This is a genomic window from Pseudofrankia coriaricola (assembly GCF_001854805.1).
Classification (GTDB): domain Bacteria; phylum Actinomycetota; class Actinomycetes; order Frankiales; family Frankiaceae; genus Pseudofrankia.
In genome coordinates this window covers 146470-159187 of the sequence record NZ_MBLO01000259.1, presented here as the reverse complement: position 1 = coordinate 159187, position 12718 = coordinate 146470, and the positions used below count along the sequence as shown (strand labels likewise).

Sequence of the window (12718 nt, the reverse complement as noted above, 5' to 3'; positions counted from 1 at the left end):
CCTGACCAGGTACATGCAGCGCCCTTGCGGAGAGTGCTGATTTGTCAGTTTTGGTGGCGGTCTGTGGGGTTATGGTCGCGTAGCGGCTGGTGTCGGGGTTGGTGAGGTCTGGCGCGTGACGTGCTGGTCGTGCTGGTGTGGCTGCAGGCAGGGCGGATCGCCCGGCTGACGGAGGACAACGCGGCGCGGGACGCCAGGATCACGGAGTTGACGGCGGCGAACGCGGTGTTGGCGGACCGGCTCGGCCGGGTGGAGCGCCTGCTGTCGCGGAACGGCTCGAACTCGTCGATGCCCGCGTCGAAGGATGGCGATGGTCGTGGTGATGGACGAGACCCGCTGCGCGTCGGCCCCTGGCTACCCCAGCCAGGCCGTAAGAAGGCCGAACGCCACCTGCTCGTCGCCTGCACCGACCTCGACGTCCGGTTCCTGCTCGGCGACCGCGACCTGGAGACCTTCCGGACCTCGGTACTCACCGAGCTCGCGGCCGCACTGGGACGAGCAGCGGCGTTGTCCACCGCATCTGGTCTCTTGCCTGGTCAGTGCCTCGTGGCCAGACCAGGTTGGCGGGGACGGGACAGGGTGCGTCAGTCGGACAGATCCCAATTGGGGGCAAGTCGGGTGACGTATTCGGTTCGGGCCTGCGCCGACAGCGGCTCGTCCGTCGTCCGGACCCTGGATTTCCAAGACCGACTCCTCGGCGGGATGGACGGGTGGCGTCGCGTCAATCGCGGCGGCCCGCGTCGGCGACGTCTTTTCAGCGTGGGTTTCGGCTGAGTACTCATCGTGGCTGGGGTCGGGCGTGTTTGTACTGGGACGGGCCAGACACGGGCGAGCTGGACACAGTGGAGGCGAGGGTGCGTGCTGATGAGGAGCTGGCCTTTAAGACGTTCGTGGCCGGGGCTGCCGACCGGTTGCTGCTGAGTGCGGTTCTGCTCGTCGGCGGGGACTGGGGTGCGGGGGAGGACTTGCTGCAGGGGGCGTTCGAGCGCACCTACCGGCAGTGGCCGCGGATAGCCGAGGGCCGGCCGGAGGCGTATGTACGCCGGGCGTTGGTCAATGCCGCGACGAACCGGTGGCGGTGGCTGCGGTCGCGGGTCGCGGAGGTGCCGCTGGTCGTCGATGGCGAGTGGACTGTCGATGTCGCCGCCGTGGGCGTCGACCATGCTGACCGGTTGTCCCTGCGCGACGGCCTGGTCCGCGCGCTGCTGTCCCTGCCGCCTCGGCAGCGGGCCGTGCTGGTGTTGCGCTACGTCGATGATCTGCCCGAGGCGGAGGTCGCCGCCGCGCTCGGCTGCTCCGTCGGTTCGGTGCGCAGCCAGGCCTCGCGGGGCCTTGCCCGGCTGCGCGACAGCGAGCACCTGGCGGCGCTCGGCGCCGTCCACGCCCCACGAGGACGCCACCGCGGCGGGGGAGGCCTCGACGTCCTGACCAACGAGACAGGGGATGGCGGCACCGCTTCGTCCCCAGGGGCTTCCGCTCCGCGTTCGACGCGACCCACCCGGTGAGGGGAGATGCTGTGAGTACAGGAGCAAACGGGCGCACCGACCCAGGTGGACCGGTCCAAAGGGGCAATTTCACCGCGCGGGTCGGGGCTGCGGCGGGGACGCAGCCCACGCGCGACATCGTGGACGGCGCTGACCAGGACCTGGTGGCGCACCTGCGCGCCCTGGGCGCCGGGAGGCCGCGGCGCGGTGTCGGCACCGCGTTCCCCGACCTTGTGTGCGCACAGGCCCGCCGTCATCGGTCACGCGCTCGCGTCGCCGCGGTCGCCGCGCTCGTGCTGGTGATCGTGGCGGGAGTCGGCATCCCGGTGAGCCTGCGTGCCGGCGGGAACGACCCGGGGTCCGCCGTGGCCGCGGCAGGGCCCGCGTCGCGGGACGTTCCGTACGCCTTCGGCGGCGTGACCACGACCTGGCTGCCGGCGGCGATGACGCACGACGCGGACCTGACCGACGTGATCCCGTTCGAGGCCGAAGCACCGCTCCTGGCCAGCTACGTGCACATGCTCGGCGCCAACGCGTTCGTCAGCAGGTTCGTCGCGCCGTCCACGGCGTCGACGACTGCGACGGCCGGGCTGTCCACCGTCTGGGTGATCGCGGCCTATCCGCCGGACGACCACACGATCGGGGCGACCATCCCTCGGATCCAGGAGGAGCTGGGGGGCTTCTTTGACAGTGACGGCTCCGCCGGGGAGGCCGCCGGCGTCACCGAGGTGTCGGCGGTGACGGTGGGCGACCGGGACGCCGCCTTCGTCCGCAACGACCTCGCCCTCGGGCACGACGCCGCACATCCCCAGGGCCCGGAACCGGACCACCGCTACGGGGGCCTGCTCACCTGGCCCACGGCCAGCGGCGCCGTGCTCGGCGTCGAGGCCGACGGTGCCGCTCCGGTGGACCTCGAGGTGCTGCGGCAGATCGGCGCCGGGCTGGTCCTCGGCCCGATGCCGAGCATCGCTCCGCTACCGACCGAGTCCCTGCGGCCCCTCGAGGACGCCGGGATCGCCGCGGCGGTGGAGTCGGTCCTCCACGACGCCTTCGCCCACGGCGTGCCCGACGAGCGCTGGGCCGCGGCCGTGGAAGACGGCCCGGCGCTGACAGCCATCCATGCCAACCTGCGCGCCCACTTCCCACAGTTGAGCGACACCATGGAGGTCACGGTCGACAGCCTCAGCCAGAGCGGATCCGACTTCGTCATGGCCCGGGTGACGATGACGTTCATCGACCCGACGGTCGCGGTGATGGCTGGCCAGCGCGGGCCGGACGGCGTCGTCCGATTCCCCATCACCGTCGGGGCGATCCGTACGGCTGACGGCTGGAAACTCCAGCGAAGGTCTTGGTGCGGTTCCCTCAACCTGCTGGGGATGGAAATGCTGAGCTGCCCGCACGCGTGACCTGAACCGGGCTCGCCGGGGTCCTCCGCCCGCTGAAGGCGGCGCGGCCACCCGGCGGGCCCGGCGGGCAGGCGCCGCGGCGGCTTCGCAGAGCCGGTCAAGACCCCCTCCGCCAATGCCGGTCGAGTGGCGGAGCAAGCTGGGAAACGGCGGCGAGAGCCGGGAACCTATATACACCTTCTGATCGCCCAGGGCTCGCGAGAGGTCGGGCCTGCTATGAACGGGACGTCGCGTCCCGAGGCGCGGCAGGATGGTTAGGTCCCGTGGACGCGGGCCCCTGGCCCGACGCAGGGGTGTCCCTCTCGGTCCGCGGCGGTCGCGCTGAGGACGGCGACGCGGCTGTTAGACGGCTGGTTGATCCCTCCACCGGGGCGGCCAGCGGAGGCCCCGACGGCGAGGGGGTTCTGGGGGGCGTAGCGCTCTTTTCAGCGGGATGCTCAACTCCGTCGCTGGTGGTGATTGCGGGTCTTTGAACAGCCAGCGCAGGTCGTGGCCGGCTGTGCGTGTGTCGGCGATCCGCAGGGCGTGCAGAGCGGCGGTGACGGTGACGGCGACGAGGGACGCCCGGTCGGGTGGGTGAATGGGCTGACGGGGTGACCTGCCGTCACGGTCGCGGACGTACTGGGCGAGCACGTCGGCGGGCAGCCGGCTGGCCAGGTCGTCGATGCTCGCGTCGTGGAGCACTCTGCGGCCGAGGAAGGCGAGGTCGGTGAGCATGGTCGTGACGGGCTCCGGGACGGCCTTGTAGATCCCAAAGTTCGCGGTGGGGCGGTCGAGCACGTGCCAGAGAATCTGCTGGGCTTCGAGCACGGGGTGGCCGTCGTCCAACGCTAGGCCTGTGTTTCGCACATCGGATTCTGGTGCCCCTACCCGCCCCGGTGATCACGTTTTTCGATCATGGAGGCTGGGTGGGGTCGACTCCGAGGAGGTCGAGCAGGTGGCGTTGCAACGTCCCCGGCCAGGGGATGTAGGCGGGCTGGCCGCCGATGGCGGGAACCAGGCGCAGCGCGGCGAGGGCTTCGAAGACGAGCCGGCCGGTGGGCCTGGCGGGCCGGCCGGCGTAGAGACCCGGCAGCTTCTCGGCCGGAGCGATCGCCCGGCGGACCTCACGTTCGATCAGGCTGAAGACCAGCAACGCCAGGCAGATCACGTGGATCAGCCCGTCGATCCGCTGGTTGGACCGCAGGAACAGCGGCGCGACGGCGAGCGGCCCCTTGTAGTCGCTGTAGCGGCGCTCGACCTTCTCCTGCCCCTTGTAGCGGCGCAGCACCTCGGCCGCGTCCGCCTCGGCGACGGTCAGGTTCGTCAGCAGCGCGTACCAGCCGTCGCTGGCTGCCTCGGCGGCCAGGGCCGTCTCGTCGAACGCCCAGGTGAAGGTGGTCTTCCCACTGGCCTCATCGGCGTCGATCTCGTAGTGGACCAGGCCGGTGACCCGGCGGGACCGGCAGACCTGCTCGGCACGGGCCCGTACCGCCTGCTCGTCGGGGTGGTAGCGGGTGCCGGCGGTGCGCACGAGCCGGTCGAGCTCGTCGGTGGCCCTGGCCAGCTTGAGCCGGCGGGCGGACACGGCGGCCTGGGCTCTGGCCGACGACCAGACGTGGACGGTGCGCACGACCAGCGGCGGATCCTTCTTCCGCGGCCCGCGCACCGTGGTCCGGCCCTCACAGGCCCGGTAGAAGGCCCGCTGGTGGGCGAACTTCTCCCGGTCGCGGACGGCGACGTAGTCGACCGGGGCCGCGGTGGTCACGTCGAGGGCGGCGAGCACGGTCGCGGGCACGACGTTCCTGGGCGCCGGGGCGATGAACCGTGCGCCGTCGGTGGCGACGAGCGCGGACAGGTTGGTGTAGGAGACCAGCTTCGTGTCGCCGACCAGCAGGAACGGGCGCGGGCCGGCGGCCGTCCGCAGGGCGCGCAGCGCACCGACGACCTGACAGACCTCGGCCGCGCCACCGTCGTAGGCCCTCGCGACCAGCGGGACCCCGCCGTCGGCGAGGACCCCGAGCCCGGTCTGGATCTGTTTGAGGTCGGGCCGACGGTCCTTGGGATGGCCGTACCGCGGCGTGGCGTAGTCGGGATCCGTCTCGGGGTAGGCGCCGTACAGGGAGATCGACGTCATGTCCCAGTGCACCTGGGACACATCCAGGCCGAAGCCGGCGACCGCGGCCGCGCCGATCGAGCCGACGACCTGGTCGGCCTGCTCCGCGAGCGCGTCGAGGGCCCGGGCGATCCGGTCGTCGCCCAGCGCGTCCGCCGGGACGTCGAAGACCTCCTCGACCGCCCAGGCCGCCGCCCAGTCGGCGACGCGGACCATCGCGGTCGGGCAGGTCAGCCGGTTGGCGATCAGGACCTCGATGACCTGGCCATGGGTGAGCCGGGCGATGTCGCGGACCGGGCAGAGCCGGTCGACGGTGCCGGCGACATCGAGCCGGCGCAGGAAGTCACGGATGACCGGCAGCGCGCCGAGCATCTTCTCGACGCTCGGCGGCCCGTAGTCCGCCGCGGCCGTCACAGCCAGGAACCGTGCCAGGCCCACCACTCCGCGGCGCGGCAGGCCCGACACAGAACGATCAAAAGATCACGTAGCTGGCCCATCACACGCACGTGCGAAGGACAGGGCTAGGGCGGGGGCGGCGGTGAGGTCGGCGCCGCAGCGTGCCGCTTCCCGGCCTCGGGCGCCGCCGATGCTGCGCGCGCAGTGTCCTGGGTGGGGAACGAAGCCGAGCGCGACGCCGGCCGTGCGGGCCGGGCGGTCGCAGCGAGGGCAGGTGTCGACGAGCAGGCATTGGTGGATTGGGCAGGCAAAGGACCAGCTCAGGCGCCAGTTCAGTGGCCACCGTCCGTCGCTCTCGTGTAGGCAGCTGGGGCAGAAGCGTGAGCCTTCGGTCCGGGCCCAGAGCCGGTAGCGGACACGGCGTCGTTCGGTGTCGACATGCACCGCACGGCCGTCGAAACGGGTCAGGGTCAGGCTGTGGAGGGCTGCGGGGGAGATCCCGCAGGCAGCGGCGATGGATGCTGCTTCGCTGGTGTGCAGGCTGACAGTCCAGTCCGGCGCATGTGCAAGCATCCGTGAGGGGTGCTCTCGGTCGGTCGTCGGTAGCCCGAGCGCGATGGCGAGGTCCCCGAGGGTGGCCTGCAGCCGGTGCGCGTAGGTCTCCAGCCAGGAGCCGAGTGCCTCGTCGGGCAGCGGGTCGAGCCGCAGTGGCAGCGTGCGGGCCGGCATCGTTATGCGTCGGCGGACGCGGTGGTGCGTAGGGCGCGGTGATGCGGGGTCAGCCGGCCGGCGTCGAGCGCTGCCTGCAGCGGGGCGCGGGACTGCTCGGCTCCTTCGTCGGCCTTCACCCGGTCGAGCAGGTCGCGGGTGAGCCGTTCCTGGCCGTGGCGGATCGCCCGGCCGGCGCCGCGGCTGATCAGGGTCATCAGGGAGCCGATGTGGCCGGTGGTGCGGGCGAAGTCGAGGATCGTCTGGTTGAGGCCCTTGATGGTGGTGTTCGCGCCGAGGCCGATCCAGCAGACCGGCAGGTGCTCGTGCCCGCCGGGGGTGGACCGTCCTTCCTCGGTGATCTGGCGGCGGTGGAACTCGCGGGCGAAGACCAGCGTGGCGGTCGTCTTGCCCAGCCCCGGGTAGCCGTCGATCGCGGCAGCGCCCTTGGCCTTGTCCCCGTCCTGCTGGTTCGTCTCGACGATGTCCCACAGGTCGTCGTGCAGCGCGGCCATCTGCGGGGTGCGCAGCGGGCCGATGTTCGCGTGCCAGACCCGCCTGGCCCGGTCGTGCTCCGCCTTCGCGTCCGGGGACAGCGCGTCGAGCGCGGCCCGCGACAAGCGCTTGGTTGGATCATCTCGAACAGCACCGACGCGACATCCACGCTCTTCGTCGACACCGGGCTGCACCGCATCCCCGTGACGCAGCGAGTATAGAGATCCATTGCGATCGTCAGCTCCACCTGGACCCAGCGCAGCGTCACCGGCTCCATCGCGAACACGTCGAGGCGGGTGGTGTCGAGGAGCACGTACTCACCCGGCCGGGACGCCCGCAGCCGGCCGTAGGAGACCGCCGGCCGGTTCGCGATCGAACGGCGTGCCTTCGCGCTCGCCCCGAAGCTTCCCCGACCCCGGGCGATCTCGTTGAGCGCCCGGTAGGCCGCGCCGCCCCGGGGCGCCGGGACGACCCCGGCGCCGAACTCCCGTTCCAGCCGCGCCGCCACCCGCCGCAACGTCAGCGACTTCGTCACGTTCGAGTCGTCGACCTGGTCATCGAGCACGGCCCGACAGGCGTCCACCCACCGGGTGTCGACCTGTTCCAGCACCGGACGGCGGCGCCCAGCCGCGGCATCGACCAGCCCCGCCTCCCCGCCCGCCCGGTAAGCGATCACCCAGCCGCGAACCGTCCGGGCCGTCACCCCAAGCTCCTCGGCCTTGGCCTCGTACCGCCTCATCAGCGGGACGCTCGGCGCGAACGCGCCGCGCGGCTCTCCAGGCGCCGCGAGCTCCGCGGATCCCGACCGGTAGCCCGTGAGCACCTCACGGACATGATTAGCCCGTTCTCGTGCCCGCGCGGCCGCCTCCTCGCCCACCCGGTCCAACAACACCTGGGGCGGCTCCTCGCTGCCAGGCGCCGCCGCTCCCACCAGGCGCGGGACAGCCGGGCCGCCCGGCCGCAGCAGGTCGGCAAGCCGAAGCCGCGAGACCTGGCCCTTGCGGTCCTCGACAACGACCGCGTCGCCCTGCAGCTCGATGACCTCACACAGCTCGCCGTCCCGGACAACCTTGCTGCCAAGCCCGACACTCGCCCGCGCCGAACTCACGCCGCCGTCACCACCGTCGCGGACGCCAACGGCAACCGAAGATCCGCGCAGAGGCGCCCCGACCACAGCGCAGCGAGCACATAGGCACGACCAGCGGGACCGCTCCCCACCACCGCGCCCGCCGACCGCACCGCCTCGGCGAACGACACGGGCGAGCCGACTGCGGTGACCACCGCGTCCAGCAACCCCTGGTCGAACTGCGTGCTCCGCCGGTAGCCCGCCAGGAACCGGACGTTCGCCAGCACCACCGGGTCGGGCTCGCTGAACACCTCGAACGACCAACCTTGTGCCGCCGTGACCCGACCAGCCCACCCGAAGGTGAATGCCACCTTCTCGTCCGCCAGGCGCCGCCGCGGCTTGACGTCCACCACCGTCACCAGCCCATCAGCGCGCACCGCCACGAAGTCCGGCACATGACGGCGCACCTCGCCGTCGACCCGCGCGACCATCTGAAACGGCTGCGACGCTACCTGCCGTAGCAAGCGATCCCGATCTGCCAACAGCAGCCAGGCCAGCTCCAGCCGCGACTCGTAGCCCACGTGACCGCAGGTCACCGCCGACCAGTACAAGCCCGAGTAGTGCGCCTGGCCCCGGTGCCAACGGAATGTCCGCCATGGCAGCACCCCGTCGAACTCGACGTGCACAGGCCGGTCGAGCTCCACCTCGACAACGCCGTCAGCTCTGCGAACCCTGAGTCGGGCGGACCCCAACGCAGCCGCCGACCGCGCCATCCCGCAACACCCCCCACGCTCCTCACGGCAACCGTAAAGCGACAGAAAGTGCCCATCTAGGGTGCAACTGTGATCTCGTGTGCCCTCTGACCCGTCGCGGCCCTCGGACCAGGCGGTCCGCGCTAGGACCCGGACGCCTACCTAGATCACTTCCAATTGCCGGCGAGTGGAAAAGCGATCTGGGAAGTGGAAGATCAACGGGGGAACCTACAAGGCGCAGGCGAGTAGTGATCAAGTTGCAGTGTGTTAGCGTTTATTGTCACTTGACGAGTGTTAAGTGGCGATAAACGAGGTGAGGGGTGCTGCCGCGGATGAGCCGACATGATGATCAGGTCGATCAGCAGGTGGACGAGCTGCTGACCGCGATGACGCGGCTGTGGGCCGCGGCGCCGCCGGTGGTCCGTTGGCGGGCGCTGCGCGAGCTGGCCGACAACCGGGCGGGACTGCAGGCGATGACGGTCCACCAGCTGCTCCCGGAGGACGGCTCCCGCCGAGGCCTCGGCGAACTGGCCCGCGCGCTCGGCGTGACGACCAGCTGGGTCAGCCAGCTGGCCGCGCTTCCCCGCCGGCATGCAGGCCTGTTCGCGTGGGGGCGGGCGCTGGCCGTCGCCTCCGACCTGGTCGCCCTGGCCGAGCGGTCCGGCTCCAGCCGGCTCTCCGGCGAGCTCGCCGGCATCGTCCGGCGCGGCCTGCACGACACCAGTCCGCTGAGCGATCTGGAGGACGCGGCCAGCCGCTGGGCGCTGGCCGCCCGCCGCCAGCGCCGCGGCCCCGAGGCGGACGCGCTCGTCGAGCGCCTCGACACCCTGCTCGCGCGGGTCACCCCCGCTCTCGACCTGGACTGGCTGGCCCGCGCGGAGATCGCCCTCGGCTACCAGACCGGCCGTCCTTCCGCCGCCGGCGGCACCGCGGCCGGAGCTTCTGGCCTCAGCGAGGCATCCGCCGGCGGCGTCCGCGCCACCGGCGCCGAGCCGGCGGCCGCCCCGGCCCGGCCCGCCGCGGCCTCGGCGGAGCCGCCGGCCGTGCCTGGGCCGAGGCGCGGTCCCAGCGACCCTCTGCCCTGGAGCCGTTACCGCCTTCGCGACCGCTGAGCGAACCCGGCCAGTGGCCGGGCCATCGGACTGTGGCGACGACGGCGTCGAAACATCATTTCCGTGACGACGGCCGGTTCGTCACGATGGCCGGGTACCCGTGGGCGCGGGCCGAGATCGCCGCGCCGAGGCGACTACGGCCTGCGGAGCAGGACGCCGGTCGGCTGGCCGGCGGCGGCGGAGCCGGAGGTGTAGGTCAGCCCGCCATCAGGCTCCAGCCGCAGGCGAACAGTGTCACCCTGGGTACACATGTGCATACCTAAAACGATCGGGTTCTCACCAGAGTCGGGGATGTCCACGACGATCACCTCGTCGCCGTAGGGGCCGCCGATTCCGGCGAACCGCAAGTCTCCCGTGCATCGAAGCGAGCCCACGTCCACGCTGAGGAACTGGATCAGAGTGGATTCCGCGTGGCCGAGGGTCTGTCCGCTCTCGCCCGCCCGCAACGTGATCACCACGTTGGAGACGAGGCCCTCCTGGGAGGTCACTCGTCCTTCCCATGTCCCCACGTAGCCCGCGGGCAGGACACCCTGCTTAGGGGCGTCGGTCTCGTCAGGTCGGGTGGATTCGCCGGCGGCGTCCGAGGTGGCCGGCCGGCTGGTGACGGCCGGAGAACCGCTGGCACTGGTCGTCTCCAAACCCCGCGATCCGTCGTCGCTGCCAGAGCTGGGCAGCACCAGCAGGACGATCAGCAGGGCGGCGATCGCGAGGCTCAGGAAGCCCGCGGCCGCGGCCACGACGAGTTGGCCGCGGCGTGGGTTGCCGGCGGCGGGCGGTGTCGGCGGAACGGGCGGGATCGACACGGCCTCGGGTCGGGGCGTCGACGTCGCGGCCGTCGCGGACCCCCACGACGGGTAGCTGCCCTGAGGACCCGACTGGCCGGTGAGTGGCCCGGCGGGTGTGTCCAGGTCGAGAAGGGCGATGGCCTGCCGGCTGATGCCGGTGATGAGATCGGCCGGCAGCCAACCCGCCGCGACGAGCGAGGCCGCGTCGCGGCCTGAGGCGATCGCGGCGAGTACGGCGGGTGGGGTGGGCCGCGCGGCCGGGTCCTTGTTCAGGCAGGCGCGCGCGAGGTCACGCAGATCGGGGGGCATGGCGGCGAGGTTCGGCTCCCGGGTGACCACGCTGTGCAGCACAGCGGCGACGATGGAGCCGTCAAACGGGCCAGTGCCGGTCGCGGCGAACGCCAGCACGGAACCCAGGGAGAACACGTCGCTCGCGGGGCCGGCCTCCGCCCCGCCCACCTGCTCGGGCGACATGAACGCGGGCGAGCCGATCGGCGAGCCGGTCCGGGTGAGCACCGAGGCGTCGATCGCCCGGGAGATCCCGAAGTCGATGACCCGCGGCCCGTCCAGGCTGAGCAGCACGTTCGACGGCTTGAGATCGCGGTGGACCAGACCGGCGCCGTGGATGGCGACCAGCGCCTCGGCGAGGCCGGCGCCGAGCGTGCGCACGGTCGGCGCCGGCAGCGGGCCGTGCTCGGCCACCGCCTGCATCAGCGACGGCCCGGGGATGTAGGCGGTGACGAGGTAGGGATGCTCGGCGTCCGGGTCGGCATCGAGCAGCGGGGCGGTCCATGGGCCACCGACCCGCCGCGCCGCGTCGACCTCCCGCCGGAACCGGGCGCGAAACGATGGGTCGTCGGCGTACTCGGGGCGGATCACCTTGACCGCCACGGTCCGGCCGCCGTGGCCGCGGGCCAGGTAGACGCGGCCCATGCCCCCGCCGCCGAGGACGCCGAGCAGCTGGTAGCCGCCGACGGCGCGGGGGTCGTCCGCACGGAGCGGTCTCACGCGGCGTCGTCCTCCTCGCCTCCGCGATCCGTCATTCGTCAGCCGTCGCAGTCGCGGCGACGCCCAATATCTTCCGTGACGGCCTGGGTGTCCTTCGCACCCCCTCCGCCTGGGCCATCACACTTTCGACGTGCGGCCACCCGGCAAATGCAACATCATGCTGGTGAGCAACGCGCGTAACTCATCTACAGCTGGTGACCGCGCATCAGCGCAGCGCCAACCGAGCCACGTCGTGAGCCCGGATCCGGCCGGACCACCGCCATATGCCAGGGCCCGGAACCACGCTGGGAGCAGGGTCCCTGCCGGATCGGCGACAGGGTTCCTGCCGGATCGCGAAGCCGGGGTCCCTGCCGGATCGCGGAGCGATCTGGGAGGTCTGCTGGGAGGTAAGCGATCTGGGAGGTCAGGCTCAGCGTCCGCGGACCTCCCAGATTGGCTCCGCAAGCTCCGCCAATCCGGCAGGAACCCCGGGCGCTGCCCGGTTGCGGGCGCGGAACGTCCGGCAACGGGAGCGCCTCAGACGCCGAGGAAGCTCAGGACGGTGTCCATGGCACGCATGTTGGACTGCAGGGAGAAGTGGTCGGCGCCGTCGATGGTCACGCCGGTGGCGTTGGGCAGCAGGGCGGCCAGGGCCTCGGGCGAGCCGACGCTGTCGCGCTCGCCGGTGACGACGAGCACCTCACAGGTGACGGCGGCCAGCTCCACGGCCGTGATCGGCTCCACGGGGCGGCGGGCGAACGCGGCCAGGGCGTCGAGGTCGTTGCCCGCGCTGCGGGCGAGGCCGCGGAAGAGCCGGGCCCGGACGTCGGCCGGGTCGGCGTTGTCGATCGCGAACGGGACGGCCTCGCGGATCTCGAGAATCGCCGGGCCGATACCCATCAGCACCAGCCGCTCGAACGAGGCGAGCCCGCGCGTGGCGCACTCGAGCAGCAGGCGGGCGCCGGCGGAGAAGCCGACGGCGTCGACCGGGCCGCGGTCGGCGAACACGCCGGCGACAGTCGCGGCGACGTCGGCGTAGTCCGCCGGGTCGGTCGAGTGAGGGGCCGTGCCATGCCCGGGCAGGTCGACGGCGATGACCTCCCGCCCCGTCTCCCGCAGCAGGTCGATCCAGCCAGCCGGACGCCAGCCGTGCTCGCTCGAAGACGCAAAGCCATGTATCAGGACGATCGGCGCTGAATCAGCCACTCCGGCACGCTAACGCGATCCCCGCGTATCCGCCCGAACTGTGGCGATCGGCTCGAAGGTCGCTGGCGCGACCCGGACCTCCCAGATCACGACCTGCCAGATCGGCTCCGCCGATCCGGCAGGGACCCTGCTCCCAGCGTGGTCCCGGGGTTTGAGGGGATGCGGCGGGGCTGGTCTGGATCAGGGGCGCGGAGCTGGTTGCTTGGGTGCTGCGCCTACGTGCCCC

At 71.9% G+C, this 12718-nt stretch carries 11 protein-coding genes; 4 read left to right on the top strand and 7 right to left on the bottom strand.

What is annotated here, in order from left to right; translation table 11 throughout:
* Positions 1-120 precede the first annotated feature (120 nt).
* From BCD48_RS38775 to BCD48_RS38765, 3 genes are all read left to right on the top strand, one after another.
* Positions 121-774, top strand: a complete 654-nt coding sequence (locus tag BCD48_RS38775) for a hypothetical protein (protein WP_071053360.1) — start codon at positions 121-123, stop codon at positions 772-774.
* Between the two features lie 80 nt (positions 775-854).
* Entirely contained in the window at positions 855-1505 is a 651-nt protein-coding gene (locus tag BCD48_RS38770; protein ID WP_071053359.1) for a SigE family RNA polymerase sigma factor, read from the top strand.
* Positions 1506-1516: 11 nt separating this feature from the next.
* A complete protein-coding gene (locus tag BCD48_RS38765) occupies positions 1517-2890 on the top strand; it encodes a hypothetical protein (protein WP_131804195.1) in 1374 nt (457 codons plus the stop codon).
* A 342-nt stretch (positions 2891-3232) separates the two neighbouring features.
* On the opposite strand, the gene BCD48_RS38760 is transcribed toward BCD48_RS38765, so the two are convergent.
* From BCD48_RS38760 to BCD48_RS38740, 5 genes are all read right to left on the bottom strand, one after another.
* Positions 3233-3739 (bottom strand): hypothetical protein, encoded by a 507-nt coding sequence (locus BCD48_RS38760; RefSeq protein WP_131804194.1) that lies wholly within the window; start codon positions 3737-3739, stop codon positions 3233-3235.
* A 46-nt stretch (positions 3740-3785) separates the two neighbouring features.
* A complete protein-coding gene (locus BCD48_RS38755) occupies positions 3786-5399 on the bottom strand; it encodes an IS1634 family transposase (protein ID WP_071053446.1) in 1614 nt (537 codons plus the stop codon).
* A 66-nt stretch (positions 5400-5465) separates the two neighbouring features.
* Entirely contained in the window at positions 5466-6110 is a 645-nt protein-coding gene (locus BCD48_RS38750; protein WP_071053356.1) for a TniQ family protein, read from the bottom strand.
* 2 nt (positions 6111-6112) lie between these two features.
* Positions 6113-6709: a hypothetical protein gene (locus BCD48_RS54495; protein ID WP_071053355.1), complete on the bottom strand. Its 597-nt coding sequence runs from the start codon at positions 6707-6709 to the stop codon at positions 6113-6115.
* 979 nt (positions 6710-7688) lie between these two features.
* Positions 7689-8354, bottom strand: a complete 666-nt coding sequence (locus BCD48_RS38740; RefSeq protein ID WP_157910617.1) for a TnsA-like heteromeric transposase endonuclease subunit — start codon at positions 8352-8354, stop codon at positions 7689-7691.
* 380 nt (positions 8355-8734) lie between these two features.
* On the opposite strand from BCD48_RS38740, the gene BCD48_RS38735 reads away from it, so the two are divergent.
* On the top strand, positions 8735-9514 hold the full coding sequence (locus tag BCD48_RS38735) for a hypothetical protein (RefSeq protein WP_083419886.1): 780 nt from the start codon (positions 8735-8737) through the stop codon (positions 9512-9514).
* A gap of 134 nt (positions 9515-9648) precedes the next feature.
* Here the strand turns inward: BCD48_RS38735 and BCD48_RS38730 are convergent, their stop codons facing one another.
* Together BCD48_RS38730 and BCD48_RS38725 are read right to left on the bottom strand one after the other, a co-directional pair.
* On the bottom strand, positions 9649-11307 hold the full coding sequence (locus BCD48_RS38730; RefSeq protein WP_071053353.1) for a serine/threonine-protein kinase: 1659 nt from the start codon (positions 11305-11307) through the stop codon (positions 9649-9651).
* A 516-nt stretch (positions 11308-11823) separates the two neighbouring features.
* Positions 11824-12492 carry an alpha/beta fold hydrolase gene (locus tag BCD48_RS38725; RefSeq protein WP_071053352.1) on the bottom strand — a complete coding sequence of 223 codons (669 nt, stop codon included), beginning with the start codon at positions 12490-12492 and terminating at the stop codon, positions 11824-11826.
* Positions 12493-12718 lie beyond the last annotated feature (226 nt).

Bases quoted from the DNA above. Each gene is read 5' to 3' on its own strand.
- BCD48_RS38750 (WP_071053356.1), bottom strand. From the start codon at position 6,110: ATGCCGGCCCGCACGCTGCCACTGCGGCTCGACCCGCTGCCCGACGAG.
- BCD48_RS38735 (WP_083419886.1), top strand. From the start codon at position 8,735: ATGAGCCGACATGATGATCAGGTCGATCAGCAGGTGGACGAGCTGCTG.